General features: G+C 60.4%; 20 protein-coding genes. 15 read left to right on the top strand and 5 right to left on the bottom strand.

What is annotated here, in order from left to right; genetic code table 11:
* Positions 1-49: 49 nt before the first annotated feature.
* From pnuC to N8H74_RS26995, 8 genes are all read left to right on the top strand, one after another.
* On the top strand, positions 50-613 hold the full coding sequence (gene pnuC / locus N8H74_RS27030; protein WP_217832438.1) for a nicotinamide riboside transporter PnuC: 564 nt from the start codon (positions 50-52) through the stop codon (positions 611-613).
* The gene (locus tag N8H74_RS27025; RefSeq protein WP_262151686.1) at positions 610-1,134 is read left to right on the top strand and encodes an AAA family ATPase; all 525 of its coding nucleotides are present in this window, start codon (positions 610-612) and stop codon (positions 1,132-1,134) included. Before pnuC ends, N8H74_RS27025 begins: the two co-directional genes overlap by 4 nt.
* A 357-nt stretch (positions 1,135-1,491) precedes the next feature.
* Entirely contained in the window at positions 1,492-1,941 is a 450-nt protein-coding gene (locus tag N8H74_RS27020; protein WP_217832440.1) for a hypothetical protein, read from the top strand.
* Position 1,942: 1 nt separating this feature from the next.
* Complete coding sequence (locus N8H74_RS27015; protein WP_262151684.1) at positions 1,943-2,515, top strand: adhesin; 573 nt, start codon at positions 1,943-1,945, stop codon at positions 2,513-2,515.
* A gap of 71 nt (positions 2,516-2,586) precedes the next feature.
* Complete coding sequence (locus tag N8H74_RS27010) at positions 2,587-3,609, top strand: heme utilization protein (RefSeq protein ID WP_217832442.1); 1,023 nt, start codon at positions 2,587-2,589, stop codon at positions 3,607-3,609.
* 63 nt (positions 3,610-3,672) lie between these two features.
* A complete protein-coding gene (locus N8H74_RS27005) occupies positions 3,673-4,353 on the top strand; it encodes a C39 family peptidase (protein WP_217832443.1) in 681 nt (226 codons plus the stop codon).
* Between the two features lie 44 nt (positions 4,354-4,397).
* Complete coding sequence (locus N8H74_RS27000; protein ID WP_217832444.1) at positions 4,398-5,144, top strand: hypothetical protein; 747 nt, start codon at positions 4,398-4,400, stop codon at positions 5,142-5,144.
* 45 nt (positions 5,145-5,189) lie between these two features.
* Positions 5,190-6,494, top strand: a complete 1,305-nt coding sequence (locus tag N8H74_RS26995) for an autotransporter outer membrane beta-barrel domain-containing protein (protein ID WP_217832445.1) — start codon at positions 5,190-5,192, stop codon at positions 6,492-6,494.
* A 97-nt stretch (positions 6,495-6,591) separates the two neighbouring features.
* Here the strand turns inward: N8H74_RS26995 and N8H74_RS26990 are convergent, their stop codons facing one another.
* Entirely contained in the window at positions 6,592-7,917 is a 1,326-nt protein-coding gene (locus N8H74_RS26990; protein WP_217832446.1) for a sigma-54 dependent transcriptional regulator, read from the bottom strand.
* A gap of 344 nt (positions 7,918-8,261) precedes the next feature.
* On the opposite strand from N8H74_RS26990, the gene N8H74_RS26985 reads away from it, so the two are divergent.
* The 3 genes from N8H74_RS26985 (at position 8,262) to nhaB (ending at position 11,677) form a co-directional block, all read left to right on the top strand.
* Positions 8,262-8,528: a hypothetical protein gene (locus N8H74_RS26985; protein WP_217832447.1), complete on the top strand. Its 267-nt coding sequence runs from the start codon at positions 8,262-8,264 to the stop codon at positions 8,526-8,528.
* A gap of 284 nt (positions 8,529-8,812) precedes the next feature.
* Positions 8,813-10,099 (top strand): hypothetical protein, encoded by a 1,287-nt coding sequence (locus tag N8H74_RS26980; RefSeq protein WP_217832448.1) that lies wholly within the window; start codon positions 8,813-8,815, stop codon positions 10,097-10,099.
* Between the two features lie 75 nt (positions 10,100-10,174).
* A complete protein-coding gene (nhaB, locus tag N8H74_RS26975) occupies positions 10,175-11,677 on the top strand; it encodes a sodium/proton antiporter NhaB (protein WP_262151680.1) in 1,503 nt (500 codons plus the stop codon).
* A gap of 59 nt (positions 11,678-11,736) precedes the next feature.
* On the opposite strand, the gene N8H74_RS26970 is transcribed toward nhaB, so the two are convergent.
* Genes N8H74_RS26970 through gnd form a run of 3 tightly spaced genes read right to left on the bottom strand, consistent with a single transcriptional unit; the run spans position 11,737 to position 15,055 of the window.
* Positions 11,737-12,558 (bottom strand): HAD family hydrolase, encoded by an 822-nt coding sequence (locus N8H74_RS26970; RefSeq protein WP_262151679.1) that lies wholly within the window; start codon positions 12,556-12,558, stop codon positions 11,737-11,739.
* Positions 12,555-14,078 (bottom strand): glucose-6-phosphate dehydrogenase, encoded by a 1,524-nt coding sequence (gene zwf / locus N8H74_RS26965; RefSeq protein WP_262151678.1) that lies wholly within the window; start codon positions 14,076-14,078, stop codon positions 12,555-12,557. The genes N8H74_RS26970 and zwf overlap by 4 nt, the downstream gene beginning before the upstream one ends.
* Positions 14,075-15,055 (bottom strand): phosphogluconate dehydrogenase (NAD(+)-dependent, decarboxylating), encoded by a 981-nt coding sequence (gene gnd, locus N8H74_RS26960; RefSeq protein WP_217832452.1) that lies wholly within the window; start codon positions 15,053-15,055, stop codon positions 14,075-14,077. Before gnd ends, zwf begins: the two co-directional genes overlap by 4 nt.
* Positions 15,056-15,328: 273 nt before the next feature.
* Between gnd and N8H74_RS26955 the strand changes: the two genes are divergently transcribed.
* The 4 genes from N8H74_RS26955 to N8H74_RS26940 all read left to right on the top strand — a co-directional run bounded on the left by N8H74_RS26955 (position 15,329) and on the right by N8H74_RS26940 (position 20,218).
* On the top strand, positions 15,329-15,511 hold the full coding sequence (locus tag N8H74_RS26955) for a DUF6026 family protein (protein ID WP_217832453.1): 183 nt from the start codon (positions 15,329-15,331) through the stop codon (positions 15,509-15,511).
* Positions 15,512-15,718: 207 nt separating this feature from the next.
* Positions 15,719-17,467 carry a phosphoethanolamine transferase CptA gene (locus N8H74_RS26950; protein WP_262151675.1) on the top strand — a complete coding sequence of 583 codons (1,749 nt, stop codon included), beginning with the start codon at positions 15,719-15,721 and terminating at the stop codon, positions 17,465-17,467.
* Between the two features lie 147 nt (positions 17,468-17,614).
* On the top strand, positions 17,615-19,843 hold the full coding sequence (locus N8H74_RS26945; RefSeq protein WP_262151673.1) for a TonB-dependent siderophore receptor: 2,229 nt from the start codon (positions 17,615-17,617) through the stop codon (positions 19,841-19,843).
* 165 nt (positions 19,844-20,008) lie between these two features.
* Complete coding sequence (locus N8H74_RS26940; RefSeq protein ID WP_262151671.1) at positions 20,009-20,218, top strand: hypothetical protein; 210 nt, start codon at positions 20,009-20,011, stop codon at positions 20,216-20,218.
* Between the two features lie 80 nt (positions 20,219-20,298).
* On the opposite strand, the gene N8H74_RS26935 is transcribed toward N8H74_RS26940, so the two are convergent.
* Entirely contained in the window at positions 20,299-20,796 is a 498-nt protein-coding gene (locus N8H74_RS26935; RefSeq protein WP_262151670.1) for a GNAT family N-acetyltransferase, read from the bottom strand.
* Between the last annotated feature and the right edge of the window lie 50 nt (positions 20,797-20,846).

Below are 20,846 nucleotides of genomic sequence, written 5' to 3'. Positions count from 1 at the left end.
CTCCTTTCCCGGTACAATCCGCCCCCTCTTCCCTTCTCAAGGATTGCGCATGTCCGGGCTCGAACTGTTTGCCGCCGCCCTCGGTGTGATCGCCGTCTGGCTGACGGTCAAACAGAATCCGTGGTGCTGGCCGATCGGGCTGGTCATGGTGCTGCTGTACAGCTGGATCTTCTTCGAGGTGAAGCTGTATTCGGACATGTTGCTGCAAGTGATTTATGCCGCGCTGCAAGTCTATGGCTGGTGGCAGTGGACCCGGCACGGCGCGACGCACGACGGGCGTCAGGTCAGCCGGCTCGATTCCCGATCGATTGCGCAGGCCCTGTCGGTCGGTGCTGTCGGCAGCCTGCTGCTCGGTGCGGCCATGGCCCACTGGACCGACGCCGCACAACCCTGGCTCGACGCGGCGCTGACCGGATTCAGTCTGGTCGCGCAATGGTGGATGGCGCAAAAGCGCTTGCAGTGCTGGGCACTGTGGATCGTGCTGGATGTGATCTTCGTCGGCCTGTTCCTTTATAAGGACCTCTACCTCACCGCTGCGCTGTACGCCCTGTTCACCCTGATCGCGGTGCAAGGCTGGCGGGAATGGCGGGCCGATCCGGCGCTGCAGCCATGAAAGTGGTTGTCCTGACCGGCCCGGAGTCCACCGGCAAAAGCTGGCTGGCTGCCGGCCTGCAGCAGCAATTCGGCGGCCTGCGCGTGGACGAGTACGTGCGCCGGTTCATCGAGCTCAATCCCCGGGACACCTGTCTGGCGGATATTCCCGAGATCGCGCGCGGCCAGTTGCAGTGGGAAGATCAGGCACGGGTGCAACGTCCGCCGTTGCTGATCCTCGACACCCACCTGCTGAGCAACATGCTGTGGAGCCAGACCCTGTTCGGCGACTGCCCGGCATGGCTGGAAACCGAGTTGCTGGCCCGGCATTACGACCTGCACCTGCTGCTCTCTCCGCAACAGGTCGAGTGGACGGACGACGGCCAGCGCTGCCAACCGGATCTGCGCGAACGCATGGATTTCTTCAACGCCACCCGAGACTGGCTGAATCAACACCGGCAACCGTTGCAGATCATCGAAGGCAATTGGCAGGAGCGACGCGACCAGGCATTCAGCGCGGTGGCCGGGTTGCTGCGCACCTGACCCCGATTCGCGGGTCATTGGCCCCGGCTTTTCCCCTGTTTTGGGCCAAAAGTGTCCACTTCTGAAACACTCCCCCTACTGCAAAGTGCCCGTCTCAACGGGCTTCATCGCTTTGTCATGGCAGTTGTTAAGCGCTTGAAACAGTTCCGCGCAAACCCTTGTTCCAGAGCTTTGCAACGACTTTGGCCGGTTGCAGGGGGCAGTGCCTGTTTCAAGGTTGAAACAGATTTTGTATCACGGCTGCATCCTTTCCATCTAACCCATTGAAAATCCGGTCTTTTTAAAAAGCGGCACAGCTTTGGCTATCTCCTTCACAACGCTGAACAGGCTCAGCCCACTGAAGAAGGAATGGCCACCGTGGGAAACTTCAATAAAGCCTTTACCTGCCTTCTGCTGATCGGATCAGCGGCCAGCACACTCATCAGTTTCAACGTTCAGGCCGAAGGCAATGGCGTGATCGTCCTCAATCGTGACGTGCAACCGATCCCGATTGGCCGCAGCGGCGGCAAAGACCCCTACCCCACGACTGTGAACGCCAACCCGACCGGTCGGATCGACCAGGCGATGACCAGCACCGAACTCAATGACGGCGACTTTGCCAGTGTAGCCAGCGGATCGTCGATTCGCGGCAACATGGTCACGCCCGATTCGACCATGCCCGGGATGAATGTCCTGACCAATCAGAACGGTCTGCCCGGCATGAGCGCCGGTCATGGCGGCGGCGGTGGCGGCACGATCTCCAACACCATCAACCGCTCCATGGGCGCTGGCCTGGCTCCGCTGACTCGCATGGCTGGAGGCCAATGACATGAATCGTTCCCTGCTCCTGCTTGCCCTGATCGCCTGCACCAACGTCATGGCCGATCCCAGCTCTGTGAACAACGCGAACATTCAGGACACCGGCATCCAATACAAAGGCAACTACAACGTCAACCAGGCGGCCGGCGACCAGATGCAGCAGACCAACACCAAGGCCATCGCCATCGGCACCGAATCCAGCGCAACCACCAGCGTCATCCAGCGCATCAATACACCGGCCGACCGCTCGACCAACGCGAGCGCCACCATCGGCGGCACCTCTTTCAGCAATGGCAACGGAATCCTGGGCGTGAACCAGGGCGCCGGGGCCAACAACCAGATGGCCAACGTGACGCGCGTCAGCATCAGTGCTGCCCCGCAGAGCGTTGACGATAGCGCCCTTTCCCAACAGAACGTGGCGTTGTTACCGAGCTCAGGAGCAACTGGCACCTCACCCGGCAGTCGCCAGGTCACGACAAGTGACCAGGCCTTCACCGGCAGCCGAGGGGTAATCCAGGTGAACCAGAGTGCCGGGGTGGGGAACCGCATGGCTAACACCCTGAGCATCCGGGTCGCAGACTGACCCAAACAAAAAGCAGTGCAATTAGAAAGTACCAACACTTAACCAACTAATAAGCACGACGGAGAAACACCATGAAACCTACAATGGCTCTCAAACCACTGGTTTTCGCACTCGCAGCAGTGATGGCAATCGCAGCACAGGCAGGCGGTCGTGATGATGATCACGGTCATGGTAACGGGCATGGCAATGGACACGGTCATGGCAACCATGATCCAAAAGGCCCTACCCTTGAAGAACTGCTGCAAATCGGTGCTGGCGCTGGGGCTGCCGTGATCGATGTGCAAAGCAGCTCGGGCAACCTGGTCGGCAACCAGGGCACCAAAAATGATGCCAGCGTCAGCAACTCGGCCAACGGCACCAACGGCAACGTCGGCATGAACAACACCGCCGGCGATGGTAACCAACAAGACAACGCCGCTGCACTGGCTACCGCCGACGAAAGCTTCATCTTCGGTTCTGCTGTCGCTGTTTCCAGCGCCACCCAGACCAACACCAACAACGCCGTGGCCAACTACTCCACCACCAACACGGCGAGCCTCAACAACGTGGGTAACGGCGGTTCCGGCAACATTGGCGTGAACAACAGTGCCGGCAACTTCAACCAACAGAAAAACAACCTGGCAATCGCTGTATCGGGTGGTCGTGTAGCTAACGCTGCCGCAGCCGCCAACCAAAGCTCCAGCGGTCTGACCGTCGCCAACAACGGCGTTCAAACCTACAAAAAAGATACCCTCACCGGTACTTTCGCCGCCGCTGGCGCGTTCTACGCCGAAGGCACCGCGAAAATCCAGGACGACGATCACGGTCACGGCGGTGGCGGCTATGGCAACAATGACAGAGGCCATGGCGGCAACGGTGGTGGCAAAGATCAGAAAGCTACCTTCGAAGCCCTGGGTGTCTTTGGCCTGGCTGGTGTGACCACTCAACAAGTGATGACCCCAGACGGCTGGAAAAACCCTGTCACCAACAACGCTACCATCAGCAACGTAGGCAACAACTTCTCCGGCAACGCTGGCTACAACAACGCCGCCGGTGTAGGCAACCAACAAAGCAACTCGCTGTCCATCGCCGCAGGTTGCAAAGCCTGCATGTAAACGCGATCGAAACGAAAGCCCCGGAAACGGGGCTTTTCCTCAGTCCGCATAGGCGTATCGATCATGCGTAAAACTGCCCTTATCGCTCTGCTTTGCCTGTCCGGCCTGACCCAGGCCGCCCAGATGCCAGTAGCCGCCCTGCCAGGTGGCGTGCTGGTTTATAAAAACGTGCAAAGCATTCGTGAGCGCAAGTTTGCCGACATCGTCGAGCAAAAAACCGATTTCAGCTGCGGCGCCGCCGCACTGGCCACGATTTTACGCCAGGCCTATTGGCTCAACGTCGATGAAGAGCACGTCATCAAAGGCATGCTGGTCAATGCCGACCAGGATCTTGTTCGCACTCAAGGTTTCTCCATGCTGGACATGAAGCGCTACGTAGAAAGCATCGGCATGCGCGCCAGGGGCTACAAGATTCCACGGGAAAAACTCGACGCGGTCACTATCCCGGTGGTGGTACTGATGGAAATTCGCGGATACAAGCATTTCGTGGTGATGCAGCGGGCGGATAAGGATTGGGTTTACATCGGAGACCCGGTTCTGGGACACAAACGCTACAGCCATGATGACTTTGTCAAAGGTTGGAACGGCATCGTTTTTGCCATCGTCGGCCCCGGATACGACAAGACCAATGCACTTCGCAGTCCTCCGGTTCCGCTGACCGCCAAGAACAAGCTCGATGCTTTCAACCCCGTCAAAGATGCTGAATTGATGGACTTCGGGTTCATACAGAGCGACTTCTTTTAATCGCCGATGATAAAGAGTGGGGCTGGATGTCCCGGGAGCAGCAGATGAAAACCTCATACTGGCTGGCCGCCGCCTGCCTGGCAGCGAGTGCATCGGGCTACGCCAATGCAGGATTCAAACCCATCGAAATCAAGGACCAGGAGCTCTCGGAGCTGCGCGGTCGCTACGTGATGCCGGGACGGATCATCAGTTTCGGCATTGTCATGAGCAGTACCTGGCGCAACGCCAGTGGTGATCTGATCGGGGCATCGGCCTCGATGCAACTTCAGGCAGCAACGATCAAACCCGAATTCTATGTCTCGACCATCAAGGAAACCGGCAATGGCAGCACCCCCGACACGGGGACTGGCAGTGTCGTGGGTGGCGCAGGCCTCAACACCTCGCAGGGCGTGACGCAGAGCGTGCGCGCCGCCGGCGACGGCAACAGCGCTTACAACAACGTTGCGATCAACGTCAAAGAGGCCAACCAGGCTCCGGCACTGGCACCGGTTCAAGGCCAGGCACTGATGGCCGGCCAGACCATCACCGGCAGCAATGCCGCCGGCAACGTCGCCGTTTCGGCCACCGGTGGTGGCGTGCAAATGGCGATCCAGGCCAGCGGCAATCAGGGCACCGCGCTGCAACAGGTCGCCCAGAGCGGGCTGCTGCAGAACACCCGGCTGCTGGGCAACGCCAACGTGGTCAACAACCTGACCCAACTCAACGTGGTCCTGAATAATAACGGCATGAGCGCCGGCGCACTGGACTGCAACCTGACTCAACTCAGGGCACTACGCAATATTGGATATTGAACTACGCTGAGTCTCGATCATTGGGCTTAAAGGGACGGCTTATTCATGTATCGATCAGTTTCACTGCGTGCCGCTGTTTGTTTGAGTACTCTTCTCCCTGCGGCGATGCTGCAAGCAGCCCCCGACGCAGATGTAGAAGCCCTGAAACAGGAACTTCTGGAGCTTAAGCAACGATACGAAGTACAACAAAAGGCCCTGGCGGTACTCGAACAACGGGTTCGCCAGGTCGAGGATCAACCCGCCTCACCGCCCCCAAAACGCCTGGCCAAATCGCCTTCGGACATGAAAGGCAACCGGGTAGCCAACGGCACGGGGGCCGCTGCGGCATCAGGAGGCGCCGCCGGGGGCAGTGGCGCTTCCTATGGCCAGTCACTGGCCGACGATTCCCAACCGGCACAGAGCGTGTCCAACCTGTACGACGAGGCCAGCGGCTTCTTCGGCGGCGGCAAGTTCAGCTTCGAGACGGGTATCACCTACTCGCGCTACGACACCCGCCAACTTATCCTCAACGGTTTCCTGGCACTGGACTCGATCTTCCTGGGCAACATCAACCTCGACCGGATCAAGGCCGATACCTGGACCCTGGACCTCACCGGCCGCTACAACTTCGATAACCGCTGGCAGTTCGACCTGAACGTGCCGGTCGTGTATCGCGAATCGACGTACCAGTCCGGCGGCGGCAACGGTGGCGCCTCCAACGTCACCACCGAGCAGGACGTCTCTCGCGACCCGACCATCGGCGACGTCAACTTCGGGGTCGCCTACAAGTTCATGGACGAGTCGGTCAACACCCCGGATGCGGTGGTTTCCTTGCGGGTCAAGGCGCCAACCGGCAAGGATCCGTTCGGTATCAAGCTGCGCCAGACCGACGCCAACTCGAACCTGTTCGTGCCTGACACCCTGCCGACCGGCAACGGCGTCTGGTCGATCACCCCGGGCATCTCGCTGGTCAAGACGTTCGACCCTGCGGTGTTGTTCGGCAGCTTGTCCTACACCCACAACTTCGAGGAGTCGTTCGACGACATCAGTTCGACCGTCAACCAGAAAAACCCGGGCAAGGTACGCATTGGCGACAGCTTCCAGATCGGTGCCGGTGTGGCGTTCGCTCTGAACGAGAAGATGAGTATGTCGTTCTCGGTGTCTGACCTTGTGCAACGCAAGAGCAAGCTGAAACAGGATGGCGGGGATTGGGAGTCGGTGGTGTCCAGCGACGCCAACGCCGGTTACTTCAACGTCGGCATGACCATTGCGGCCACCGACAACCTGACCATCGTGCCCAACCTGTCCATCGGCATGACCGACGATGCCCCGGACTTCTCCTTCAGCCTGAAATTCCCGTACTACTTCTGATGCAAAAAGCCCCGCCGATGCGGGGCTTCTCTTTGCAACCGATCGCCGCCTTCGCCGGATCCTGAATGGAACGAGCGAAGGCGGCGATCTTTCGTTTCTAGCGGATCTGATGTTTGTGCAGCAAGCGGTAGAACGTCGGCCGGGATACCCCGAGCACTTTGGCCGCCACACTCAGGTTGTCGCTGTGCCGGTTCAGCACATCGCACAACGCCTGGCGTTCGGCGCGGTTCTTGTAGTCGTCGAGGGTGCCGATCGGCGCGGTGATCGATTGCTGGCTCATCAGCCCCAGGTCGCGGGCTTCGATCTGCCGCCCTTCGGCCAGCACCAGGCCACGGCGCACGCGGTTGGCCAGTTCACGGACGTTGCCCGGCCAGTCGTGCTTGCCCATGGCAATCAACGCGTCCTCGCTGAAACTGCGTGGACGGCGGCCGGTTTCATGGCTGTAGAAGTGGGAAAAATGGTTGGCCAGCATCGACAGATCGCCATGTCGCTCGCGCAACGGCGCGGTCACCACTTGCAGGACGTTGAGCCGGTAATACAAGTCTTCGCGGAAGCGTTTTTTCTCGATGGCCGCTTCCAGATCGACGTGGGTCGCCGCCAGCACCCGCACATCCACCGGGATCGGCTGGCTGCCGCCGACTCGCTCGATATGTTTCTCCTGGAGGAAACGCAGCAGGTTGGCTTGCAACTCCAGCGGCAGGTCGCCGATTTCGTCGAGAAACAGCGTGCCGCCGTTGGCCGCCTCGATGCGCCCGACCTTGCGTTGATGGGCGCCGGTGAAGGCGCCCTTTTCATGGCCGAACAGCTCGGACTGGATCAGGTGTTCGGGAATCGCCCCGCAGTTGATGGCGACAAACGGCTTGCTGTGGCGCTGGGACTGGAGGTGCAGCGTGCGCGCGACCAGTTCCTTACCAGTGCCGCTTTCACCGCGAATCAGCACCGGCGATTCGGTCGGCGCCAGTTTACTCAGGAGTTTGCGCAATTCGCGGATCGGTTTGCTGTCGCCGAGCAACTCGTGCTCACGCTGGTCGACATGAATATTGCCCTGCCCGCGCAGGCGCGCCATGCCGAACGCTCGGCCCAGGGTGACCTGCACCCGGGAGACGTCGAACGGCAAGGTATGAAAGTCGAAAAACCATTCGCAGACGAAATCGCCGACGTTCTGCAAACGCAGCATTTCCTGGTTCAGTACGGCGATCCATTCGGTGCCGCTGCGGCTGATCAACTCTTTGACGGCCTCGGGCCGATCTAGGTGAACAGGCTGCAATCGCAGCAACCCGACATCGCAACTGCGATCGGCGGCATTCTCCAGGTTACAGCTGTCGACATCCCAGCCTACCGCACGCAAACCGGGTAACAGGCGGTGGCAGTCATCGCAAGGATCGACCACCAGTAAACGTCGTAACGCAGGCGCTTCGCTCATGACTGTTCCTTGGCGCCAAATTATAGGAATTGGTTTTAAAAACAGTCATTTGGCAGACCTGACTGTAACGTTAGCAAGAATTTGACGGCGCCTTGTATCAATTGCTTATAGGCATGCAATACAACGAGTTATAAGAACAGGCTTGGTTAGTTGCCTATCGAATTGATTCTTTCACCAGGCTTTCAAAAACTGACGCAAAGCAATTTTTACGAAAGAAAGTTGAAATTTCTTTAAATCGTTTGTGACCCGCCACCCGGTTGCGTGCATCAGTACAAGTAACTCGCCGAACGGTAAGCCCAACCGACGGCACATCACTTGATTGGGCACTACAGAGAGAAGATCCCATGACCGCCCCGCTCCGTATCAACGAAGCTCTTTTGATTGCCAACCGCGCATTTGAACCCTTCCAATGCGTGGCCTGGGCGCCACAAGACGGCAATGGCGAACTCAGCCTGACCGTTATCGACCGCACCAATTCGCACATCGGCCGCACGCAGATTCCAAGCAGCGCCTATTCCGATCCGGCCCAGCTCGAATGCCTGCTGCAGCAGGCCCGCGCCGAACTCAGCGAAGAAGGTTATGCCCTGCAATCGTGGTCGATGCCACATTGATAAAAAGGCGATGGAGATGACATTCAAATCATCTCCATCGCCTCTTTTATATTAGTTGCCAAACAGTCTTTTATCTTTGGCGCTTGTATAAGTTTTCGACAGTTTCCGGCCTTATTGCTTGGCAGGCTTGCGACTGGTTCCCAAAGACACTGTTCTGGCACAGTGCGACCCTCCACCTGTTAGTTCTGTCAGTTGTACTTGCACCCGTTCAGGGATTGAATGTTTCGCTGTGCAGTTACCCACCCGGCACCCGGGCATTGGTCGACTCGCAAGGAGAAGCGTGCATGCCCACTCAGAACGCTATTGCGCTACCGACGCTAGCGAATACCGCCGGATATCTCGATAAACAATTTGCCGCCCACGGCGTCGCGCAAGTGTATTTCGCCGACAGCCTGTCGAGCATGACTCAAGGGCTGGCGCTCGATCCGCAGGGCCGGATCCTCGTAGCCGCCAAGGTCGGCACGGTGCAAGGCAGTCGTTTCGGCCTGGCGCGCTTGCTCAGCGATGGTTCGGCCGACTTGAGCTTCGGTTATCAAGGCAGTGTGGTCGGCCAGTTTGCCGCCGGTTTCGAAGCCACGGCCGGCAAAGTCCAGGTGCTGCCCGACGGGCGGATTCTGTTGGCGGGCCTGCATTACGAAAACGCTCATCGCACCCTTCCCGCCCTGGCGCTGTTCGATGCCCAGGGGCGACCGGACCCGAGCTTCGGCGACAACGGCCGGCAAGTCGTGCGCCTGCCGGCCGACCTCTCCATGGGCACCCGCGATCCGTGGCTGCCACCCGGCGTGCCGGGGGCCGAAGCCTGCGATTTCGCCGTACAGGACGACGGTCACATCCTGTTGATCGCCAATCATCACTTCGAATTCTCCGACTACGCCGGCATGCTGATCCGCCTCACACCTGACGGTCATCTGGATGACACGTTCAACGGACGCGGTTTCGTGATGATCCGCCACTTGCTGCTGAACACCTGGCTCAGCAGCCTGCTGTTGCAAGAGGACGGGCGCATCGTGGTGGCCGGTTCGATCGACTTTCCCCAGGAAGGCTTGCTCGCACGTTATCTGCCCGATGGCCGACTCGACGAACGCTTTGCCGAATATGGTTTCCTCGCGTTCAAAGCCCATGGGCAGAGCAGCCAGGTCAGCCAGGTCATCGAATCGGCAGGCCACCTCCATTGCTTTGGCAGCAGTCGCGACCCGATCCGCTGCGTGGCCTACACCGTCCACAACAATGGCCGCGCGGATTTGCACTGCAATGCCGGCCAGGCGCATTTGCTGGACATCGGCCACAGCGGTTGCCAATGGACCGCCGCGCAACGCATGGAAGACGGACGAATCATAGCGGTGGGCGCCACCATTGGCGGGTTCGAGGCCGATTTCATCGTCGCCCGCTATCGGGCCGACGGCAGCCTGGATCCGTCCTTCGCCGAGGGTGGCTGGCTGCGCACCCGACTGGGCCGCAGCCTCGATACCGCCACGACCCTGGCGGTACAGGCGCAAGGTGACATCCTGGTAGGCGGCTATTCTCTCGACGGCAATTACCGTGCGGTTGTGGCGCGTTATCTGAATCAATAAACGGAAACTTCCCACACTTGATCTTCACGAACGCTTACGGCAACTTGCGCGCTTCTTAAAAACAAGGAGCAGCCGATGTCCGGCTCAATGGCCCAGGCGTTCGCGCACAACTTTCTCGGGCACTCGCCCCGCTGGTACAAGGCGTGCATCGTCGGGTTTCTGATCCTCAATGCCCTGGTGTTCTTCACGGTCGGCCCGGTCGCCGCCGGCTGGCTGTTGGTGATCGAATTCATTTTCACCCTGGCCATGGCGCTCAAGTGCTATCCGCTGATGCCCGGCGGCTTGCTGTTGATCGAAGCGCTGTTGCTGAAAATGACCACGCCGCAGGCGCTGTATGAGGAGTTGCAGCACAACTTCCCGGTAATTCTGCTGCTGATGTTCATGGTCGCCGGCATTTACTTCATGAAGGATCTGCTGCTGTTTCTGTTCTCGCGGCTGTTGCTGGGTGTGCGCTCGAAAGCCGCGCTGGCGTTGATGTTCTGCTTTCTCTCAGCCTTTCTTTCGGCGTTTCTCGATGCCTTGACCGTTACCGCCGTCATCATCAGCGCTGCCGTCGGCTTCTATGCGGTTTACCACCGCGTGGCGTCCGGCAACGATCCGCGCCAGGACAGCGAGTTCAGCGACGATCAACACATGCCCGCGCTGCACCACGAAGACCTGGAGCAATTCCGTGCGTTTCTGCGCAGCCTGTTGATGCATGGCGCCGTCGGCACCGCGCTGGGTGGCGTCTGCACGCTAGTGGGCGAGCCGCAGAATCTGTTGATCGGCCATGAGATGGGCTGGCACTTCGCTGAGTTCTTCCAGAAAGTCGCGCCGGTTTCCCTGCCGGTGCTGGTGGCCGGCCTGGTGACCTGCGTGCTGCTGGAGAAACTGCGCTGGTTCGGCTATGGCACCTTGCTGCCGGACAATGTCCGCGCGGTGCTGGCCAATTACGCCGCCGAAGACAACGCCGAACGCACCCCACGCCAACGCGCCGCGCTGTTGGTGCAAGGCCTGGCGGCGCTGATCCTGATTGCCGGACTGGCGTTTCACATTGCCGAAGTCGGCCTGATCGGCCTGATGGTCATCGTGCTGATCACCGCCTTCACCGGCATCACCGACGAGCATCGCCTGGGCAACGCGTTCAAGGACGCCATGCCGTTCACTTCGCTGCTGGTGGTGTTCTTCGCCGTGGTGGCGGTGATCCACGATCAACAGTTGTTCGCACCGCTGATCCATTGGGTGCTGACCCTGCCGGCCGATCAGCAACCGGGGATGCTGTACATCGCCAACGGCCTGCTGTCGGCGATCAGCGACAACGTGTTTGTCGCGACCATTTACATCACCGAAGTGAAGCAGGCGTTCCTCGCCGGCCACATGAGCCGCGAGCATTTCGAGACGCTGGCGATCGCGATCAACACCGGCACCAACCTGCCGAGTGTGGCAACGCCGAATGGGCAGGCCGCGTTCCTGTTTCTGCTGACCTCGGCGATCGCACCGCTGGTGCGTCTGTCCTATGGGCGGATGGTGTGGATGGCGTTGCCGTACACCGTGGTGATGGGTGTGCTGGGCTGGTATGCGGTGAGTTACTGGCTCTGAGCCTGCCGCCTGAACACGGTGGGAGTGGGCAACCCTACTCCCACACTGGCTTTCGGGTGTCAGCGCGCAAGGATGTATTTTTCGATGGCCTGCGCCGCGCCGTCCTCGGTATTCGCCCCGGTCACCACGTCAGCCTGACGCTTCACTGCGTCTTCGGCCTGGCCCATGGCAATCGACAACCCGGCGCAATGGAACATCGCCGGATCGTTGCCACCGTCGCCCATCGCGGCGGTCTGCTCCAGGGGCACGCCGAGGTATTCGGCGAGGGTCGCCAGTGCCGTGCCCTTGTTGGCCTCCACCGCCGTCACGTCGAGATAGACCGGTTGCGAGCGCGACACCTGCGCCAATCCCTCGACCTTCGGCAACAACTGCGCCTCCAGTTCGATCAGCAACTGCGTGTTGTTACTGGTCGCGACAATCTTGTCGATCCGCTCCAGATACGGCTCGAAGCTCTCCACCACCACCGGCGGATAACCGAGGCCCTGCTGCTCGCGCGGAACCATCGGCCCGTGGGGATCCTTGAGCAACCAGTCACCACCGCTGAACACCCAGATTTCGACTTCCGCCTGATCGGCGAACAGCGCCAGCGCGGTCAACGCCGCCGTGGCCGGCAGGTAATGGGCGACCAGCAAACTGCCGTCCGGTTTGACGAGGGTGCCGCCATTGAACGCCGCTGTCGGCAGATCGACGCCCAGGGCTTCGATCTGTTGCAGCATGGCCTTGGGCGGCCTGCCGGTAGCGAGACTGAACAGCACACCCGCCTCACGCAGGGAGCGAGCGGCCTCAATGGTGCGCTGGCTCAGGCTGTGATCGGGCAGCAACAAAGTGCCGTCCATGTCACTCAGCAAAAAACGGATGGGCTGTTGCGTCGGCTCACTCATCCCAGGCCATGCCAGACGCGACCATCGCGAGTCAGCAGATCGTCGGCCGCTTGCGGGCCGTTTTCACCAGCGGCATAGGTCTGCACACTGGCATCCTGCTGCCATGCGTCGAGGAACGGTTGCACCGCGCGCCAGCCGTTCTCGATGTTGTCGGCGCGCTGGAACAGTGTCTGATCGCCGGTCAGGCAGTCGTAGATCAGGGTTTCGTAGCCGGTCGACGGCTGCATTTCGAAGAAGTCCTTGTAGGCAAAACCCAGCTCGATGTTGGCCATGTTCAGCGCCGGCCCCGGCCGTTTGGCCAGCAGGTCGAACCACATGCCTTCATTGGGCTGGATCTGGATACGCAGATAGGTCGGTTGCAATTCGTCGACTTCGGTGTCGCGGAACTGCGCGTAAGGCGCCGGTTTGAAGCAGATGACGATTTCGGTGTCGCGCACGCTCATGCGCTTGCCGGTGCGCAGGTAGAACGGCACGCCGACCCAGCGCCAGTTGTCGATCATCACCTTGAGCGCCACGTAGGTTTCCGTGGTGCTGTCGGGCGAGACGTTGGCTTCTTCGCGATAGCCGGCCAGCGGCTTGCCATCAAGCTCGCCGGCGCGATACTGGCCGCGCACCGAATTCTGCCGCGCCTCTTCGGTGGTCCAGGGACGAATCGCCCCGACGACCTTGGCCTTCTCGCCACGTACCGCGTCGGCGCCAAAAGCGGCCGGCGGCTCCATCGCGACCATTGCCAGCAACTGGAACAGGTGATTGGGCACCATGTCGCGCAATGCGCCGGTACGTTCGTAGAAACTGCCACGGGTTTCCACGCCGACGGTTTCGGCGGCGGTGATCTGTACGTGGTCGATGTAATGGTTGTTCCAGAAGGCTTCGAACAGGCTGTTGGAGAACCGGCTGACCAGGATGTTCTGCACGGTTTCCTTGCCCAGGTAGTGATCGATCCGGTAGATCTGCTTTTCCGTCATCACCTTGAGCAGGCAGGCGTTCAACGCCTCGGCGGTTTCCAGATCGGAGCCGAACGGCTTTTCGATCACCACCCTTCTGAACGCATCGGGGGATTCTTCGAGCAGGCCGGCGGCGCCGAGGCGACGCACCACTTCGCTGAAGAAACGCGGCGCGGTGGCGAGATAGAACACCGCATTGCCCGTACCACTGCCGGCGATTTTCGCCGCCAGCGCTGAATAAGTGCTGTCGTCCAGGAAATCGCCCTGAACGTAGCTGATGCCTTTGGCGAGCTTGGCCCACAAGGCCGGATCAAGAATCTGATCGCCCTTGCCGACCTTCGCCGCCACTTCGGTACGGATGAAGTCTTCGAGTTTTTGGGCGAAGGCTTCATCCGTGATGGCGTTGTGGTCAACGCCGACGATCCGCAGGCCATCATCCAGCAGGCCGTCGCGACTCAGGTTGTACAGCGCCGGCATGAGCAGGCGCTTGACCAGATCACCGTGGGCGCCGAACAGAAACAGCGTGGTCGGCGGCGCGGGTTCTGCCTTGGATTTCCTGCGGATCGTATGGGTCATTTCTTCGCAGTCTCCACGTGGCCGCCGAAGCCGAAGCGCTGGGCCGAGAGAATCTTGTCGCCGAAGGTGCCCTGACCACGGGAGCGGTAGCGCGAGAACAGCGAGTTGGACAGCACCGGCACCGGCACCGCTTGTTCCATGGCCGCTTCGATGGTCCATTGACCTTCGCCGCTGTCGGCAACCGAACCGGAGAAGCCGTCGAGTTTCGGGTCGCTGGCCAGCGCGTCGGCGGTCAGGTCGAGCAGCCAGGACGACACCACGCTGCCGCGACGCCAGACTTCGGCGATATCGGCGACGTTCAGGTCGAAACGCTGATCTTCCGGCAGACGCTCGCTGTTTTTGGTCTTGAGGATGTCGAAGCCCTCGGCGAAGGCCTGCATCATGCCGTACTCGATGCCGTTGTGAATCATCTTCACGAAATGCCCGGCACCGGCGGGGCCGGCGTGAATGTAGCCGTGCTCGGCGCGCGGGTCATCGGACTTGCGATCCTTGGTACGCGGGATGTCGCCCATGCCTGGCGCCAGCGTCTTGAACAGCGGGTCGAGACGGCTGACGGTCTCGGCATCGCCGCCGATCATCATGCAGTAGCCGCGCTCCAGGCCCCAGACGCCGCCGGAGGTGCCGACGTCGATGTAATGCAGGCCCTTCTCGGCCAGGGTCTTGGCCCGACGGATGTCGTCCTTATAGTTGGTGTTGCCGCCGTCGATGATGGTGTCGCCGGCTTCGAGCAGGTTGCTCAGGGTTTCGATGGTGTCTTCGGTCGGTGCGCCGGCTGGCAGCATGACCCAGACCGCGCGCGGCTTGGCGAGGCCGGCGACCAGGGCTGGAAGGTCGGCGACGCCGGTGGAGCCTTCGGCTGCCAGGGCGTCGACAAAAGCGGTATTGCGGTCGTAAACAACGGTGGTGTGACCGTTGAGCATCAGGCGCCGCGCAATATTGCCGCCCATGCGGCCCAGTCCAATAATCCCGAGTTGCATGTGCTGATGCTCCTTACTACAAATAAAAGTGTGTCAAAGGTTATAGCCCAACGCGACTAATGGAGGTTAGTCCAGAGCGTCGGGTTGAAGTTTCCGGGCATTGTGCCCGATCCAGACTGATAACGTCGGGAAACGTGCCGAAGACACAACGACCATGAAAAATAAAAAAGTTCCATTCGCGGACAAAAGAAATCAAAATCCGCGCCGATAGTAAGTCAGCGTCCCGAACCGGGGCTGACCTACAGTTGAGACACGCCATTTGCGAGGTGAGCAATGGGCACAGTACACACAGCAATGCCGCCACAAACCCTGTATGTCACGATCCGTCGCGATGAACTGCGTCAGTTGAAAGACGAACGCGATCAACTGAAGCAGGAACTGGCGCAACTGCGCCTGATGCTTCAGGGCGCCCAGCCGCAGCCCTTGCCGGTCGTACAGCGTTCTCCCCACGCCTGATCCCCGCCCGTTTCGGGAGCGGCCTCTGTCGTTCCCGACATGATTCACCCTGTGCGCGTTCGCGCAACTAACAAAGTTTTCACACTCCCTTGTTGATACTCCGCCGATTCTGGCCGTGCGTGTCCGCGCGGCCCCCGTTCGTCGGTTTTCATGCTCTCTTTTCACGAAGCGTCCGGCGGTGGTTGCAATGATTGGCTGGAGTGCTGAATGGCAATGTTCAAGCGCAGCAAAACGTCTGCGGCAGGTTTTGATTGGGCCGGTTTCATCTGGCTGTTCGTGTTTTTCTGGTACTTCTCCGGCATTACCCAACTGCTGATTCAACTGACCGGCACTTCAGGCTTCACCGGTTTCCGCCAGGCGTTCGTGATGAGCGCGGTGTGGCTGGCGCCGATGCTGCTGTTTCCCCAGCGTACCCGCCTGCTCGCCGCATTGATCGGCGTGGTGCTGTGGGTCTGCTCGATGGCCAGCCTGGGCTATTTCTTCATTTATCAGCAGGAGTTTTCCCAGAGCGTCATCTTCATCATGTTCGAGTCGAACATCTCTGAAGCCGGCGAGTACATGACTCAATACTTTGCCTGGTGGATGATCCCGGCATTCCTCGCGCACACCGCTTTTGCCTACTTCCTGTGGACCCGCCTGCGCCCGGTGTACATGCCCCGTGGCCGCGCTCTGGTCGCGGCGATGGCGATTCTGGTGGCGGTGGTCGGTTACCCGCTGATCAAGCAGACCCAGCGCACCGGCAGCTTCGCCGGCGGCCTGGAGAAATTCGAAACCCGCATCGAACCCGCTGTGCCATGGCAGATGGTTGTGGCCTATCGCCGCTACCTCGAAACCCTGGGCGAAATGCAAGGCATGCTCGACAGCGCCAGCAAGATCCCGCCGTTGCACAACCTCAAGGATGCCGGCGCCAATCAGCCCCAGACCCTGGTACTCGTGATCGGCGAATCGACCAACCGTCAGCGCATGAGCCTCTACGGCTACCCGCGCAAGACCACCCCGGAACTGGACAAGCTCAAGGATCAACTGGCGGTCTTCGACAATGTCATCACCCCGCGCCCTTACACCATCGAGGCGCTGCAGCAGGTGCTGACTTTCGCCGACGAAGAGAACCCGGATCTGTACCTGTCCACGCCATCGCTGGTCAGCATGATGAAACAGGCCGGCTACAAGACCTTCTGGATCACCAACCAGCAGACCATGACCAAGCGCAACACCATGCTCACCACGTTTTCCGAACAGGCGGACGAGCAGGTGTACCTGAACAACAACCGCAACCAGAACGCCGCCCAGTACGACGGCGACGTGATCGAGCCGTTCAACAAGGCCCTGGCCGACGCGGCGCCGCGCAAGCTGATCGTCGTGCATCTGCTCGGTACACACATGAGCTACCAGTACCGCTATCCGCCGAGCTTCGACAAGTTCCAGGATCGCAACGGCGTACCGCCCGGCGTGCGTGACGACCAGGTGCCGACCTACAACAGCTACGACAACGCGGTGCTGTACAACGACTTCGTGGTGTCCAGCCTGATCAAGGACTACGCCAAGTCCGATCCGAACGGCTTCCTGCTGTACCTCTCCGACCACGGCGAAGACGTGTTCGACTCGGCGGGCCATGGCACCCTCGGCCGCAACGAGAACAAGCCGACGGCGCCGATGTACACCATTCCGTTCATGGCCTGGGCGTCGCCGAAATGGCGTGAAACCCACGACTGGAATTTTGTCGGCGATCTGAGCCGCCCCTACAGCAGCTCGCACCTGATCCACACCTGGGCCGACCTGGCCGGCTTGAGCTTCGACGAGCTTGACCGCAGCAAAAGCCTGGTCAGCAAAGACTTCGTCGCCCGTCCACTGATGATCGGCAACCCCTACGAACGCGAGCAGCGGCCGTTGATCGACTTCAGCCTGATGAAGCCGAAAAAACCCGCCGGTGCCACGGCCGAAGTGGTCCAGCACTGATCCACACAAGGGGCCTGCAACGGCCCCTTTTTTGTGTCCGTCACATTTACAAATAACAATATTTCTCGTTTGTTACTAAATCGCACTCCCCTGTTTCGTCTTTGAACCAACGGATTTTTTCCCCTCGAAGACAAGGAGTCGGCTGCGATGTTCGCGCCCTTTACCCGTTCCATGACCCTCACGCTGGGCCTGTGCAGTGTTGCCTTGAGCCCGGATCTGCTGGCTGAAACCGACGCCGAAAATCAGCCGGAACCCGCCGCTCCGGCGCTGGAACTGGCCTCGACCAGCGTCACCGCCCAGGGCCTGGGCAGCACCACCGAAAACACCCAGTCCTACACCACCGGCGCCATGAGCACCGCGACACGTCTGAACCTGTCGATCAAGGAAACCCCGCAATCGGTGTCGGTAGTCACCCGTCAGCAAATGGATGATTTCAAACTCGGTACATTGACCGAGGCGATGAGCCAGACCACTGGCGTGGTGGTCCAGCACAACGACTCGGACCGGGTGAGTTATTCGTCTCGCGGCTACACCATCGACAACTTCCAGATCGATGGCATGTTGAACACCTTCGACCGCATGAAGTCCGACTCGGACACCATCATCTACGACCGTATCGAAGTGGTGCGCGGCGCCACCGGCCTGACCACTGGCGCGGGCGATCCGTCAGCCACCATCAACATGGTGCGCAAGCGACCCACGGCCCAGTGGCAGGCGCAGGCCGGGGTCAGCGGTGGCAGCTATGACGATTACTACAGCTACGTGGACGTGGGCGGCCCGCTGGCGTTCGACGGGCGGCTGCGCGGGCGCAGTGTGCTGGCGTATCGCGACAGTCAGTCATTCCGCGACAAATATGCGCTTCAACGGGAAGTCGGTTACGGGATTCTCGAGGCGGACCTGACCGAATCCACCGTGCTGGCGGTCGGCTACGACTATCAGGACAAACAGGTCCAGGGCTCGTCCTGGGGCACCGTGCCGTACTGGAACGCCGATGGCAGCAAGGCCGGCCTCGGACGCTCGACCAACATGGCGACGTCCTGGAGTTCCTGGCCGCTGCGGGATAAAACCGCGTTCGCCACCCTCGATCAGCAACTGGCCGGCGGCTGGCATTTGAAGGCCGCATACACCCATCGCAAGAGCGATACCGACGGCAACGTCTACTACGGCGGCGCCGGTTTCCCCGAGGCCGACCGCAGCGGCATGATCGCCTACACCAGCCACATGATCGGCGAGCAGACCATGAAGGCTTATGACTTCAACCTCTCCGGCCCCTACTCGCTGTTTGGCCGCGAACACGAAATGATGGTCGGCTACGGCGAAGCCGAACGCCGTTCGGACTCGCCCTACACCGTCGACGGTCAGGTCCCCGCCGACTACGCCAACATCCGCGACTGGAAGTACATGGGCGACATCGGCAAATTCCCGGACACCGTGACCAGCCTCACCGGCAGTAAGGACAGCACCCGGCAAAAGGCCGGGTACATCGCCACCCGCCTGAGCCTGACCGACGACCTGCATGCCGTGCTGGGCAGCCGTTACGGCAGCTGGAAGGCCTCCAGCACCTCCAATACCTACAACAGCAACCTGCAATTGAGCGCAGTAGACGCCAGCAGCCAGCAACACAACGACATGTGGACGCCGTACGCCGGTCTGCTCTACGACCTGACGCCGGAATACACCGCCTATGTCAGCTACACCGACATCTTCAAACCACAGAGCAATCGTGACGCCAGCCGCAACTACCTCGATCCGGTGGTAGGCAGCAACTACGAGCTGGGGCTCAAGGGCAGCTTGCTCGACGAACGCCTGAACCTGTCCACGGCGCTGTTCTGGAGCAAGCAGGACAACGTTGCCGAAGTCGATGACTCGGTGCCGCCAGATCCGGTGACGGGCGAGGAGTTCTACAAGTCCGGTGGCAAGGGCAACAAGGTCAACGGCTTTGAAGCCGAAGTGTCCGGCGAGATCCTTGACGGCTGGAACATGACCGCCGGCTACACCTACACCCATTCGGCCAACGGCGAGAAACAACGCAACAACACCAATCAGCCGCTGAACATGTTCCGTCTCTCCACGGCCTATCGCCTGCCGGGCAACTGGCATGCCCTGACGGTGGGTGGCGCACTGAACTGGCAGAGCGACATCTACCGCAGCGCCAACCGCCCGGTTGCCGGCGGCACCCAGCGCACGCGCATCAACCAGGAGGCCTACTCGGTGGTCAAGCTGATGTCGCGCTATGAGTTCGACCAGCATCTGTCGGCGTCGCTGAACGTCGATAACCTGTTCGACAAAAAGTATTACGACAACGTCGGCTTCTACAACGGTGTGTTCTGGGGCGATCCGCGCACCGTCACCCTGAGCCTCGACTGGAAGCTCTGACACCCGCGCAGCCACCTTCTGTGACGGGAGAGCAATGCTCTCGTCACAGCTCTGCGGCCAATCATCGATAGCGCGTTAACCCCTGGTTAATGCCCTCGGCGGACACTGCGCCCCGAGGCCCTGATTCATGGACGAAAGGCTCCGACATTCCTAGTGGGAGGCACCATGAAAACCGCAACTGCATTGCTTGCAGGTCTGTTCACACTGGCATCCGCCAGCGCCTTTGCCGAAGGCGGCGCCGAGCGCATGCACCATTACTGGGAGAACTTCCCGGTACACCACGCCCAAAGCCAGCAACAGGCTCAGGCGAAGACTCAGGAACTGCGCGTTCCAGACGACCAGACCGCCCAGGTGACCGAGTCCTACCGGCCCTGATCCCCCCATACCGATGGACCTGCGACGACCCGCTCCGGCGTTGCAGATGACAGTTGGGCGCCCCCGCCGGGCGCCTTTTTTTATGCCTTGAGTTCCTTGATCCAGAACAACATGCGCCCGTGATCCGGGTTGAACATGCCCGCCGCAAAGCCGAACTTTGCGTAGGACGCCTGCGCCACGGTGTTGCCTTCGAGCACTTCCAGGGTGATCTTGCAGCAACCGCGCTGACGGGCGATGTCCTCGACCTTGCGCAACATCTTCTGGCTCAGCCCCAGCCCACGAAACTTCGTCACCACCGACACGTCGTGGACGTTGACCAGCGGCTTGCAGGCGAACGTCGAGAAACCTTCGAAACAGTTCACCAGCCCGGCCGGCTCGCCGCCGACAAACGCCAGAACACTGAATGCATAAGGCCGTTTGGCCAACTCTTCAGGCAAGCGCTGCAACAGCTCGGGAGCAATCGACTGGCCGCCGCCCATCGGGTCTTCGGCATAATGATTGAGCACCACGCCAATGGCCTCGGCGTGCAACGGATTGGTGTAACTGGCTTGAAGCACAAGAATTTCTGCGGAATCCATTTCCATCCCCGATGACAACGCCCCGGCGCGCAAAGTACGAACTGAAAGAC

This window comes from Pseudomonas sp. B2M1-30, from assembly GCF_025447575.1.
Classification (GTDB): Bacteria; Pseudomonadota; Gammaproteobacteria; order Pseudomonadales; family Pseudomonadaceae; genus Aquipseudomonas; species Aquipseudomonas botevensis.
The sequence above is the reverse complement of the archived record's forward strand: the minus strand, read 5'-3'. Positions and strand labels throughout refer to the sequence as shown.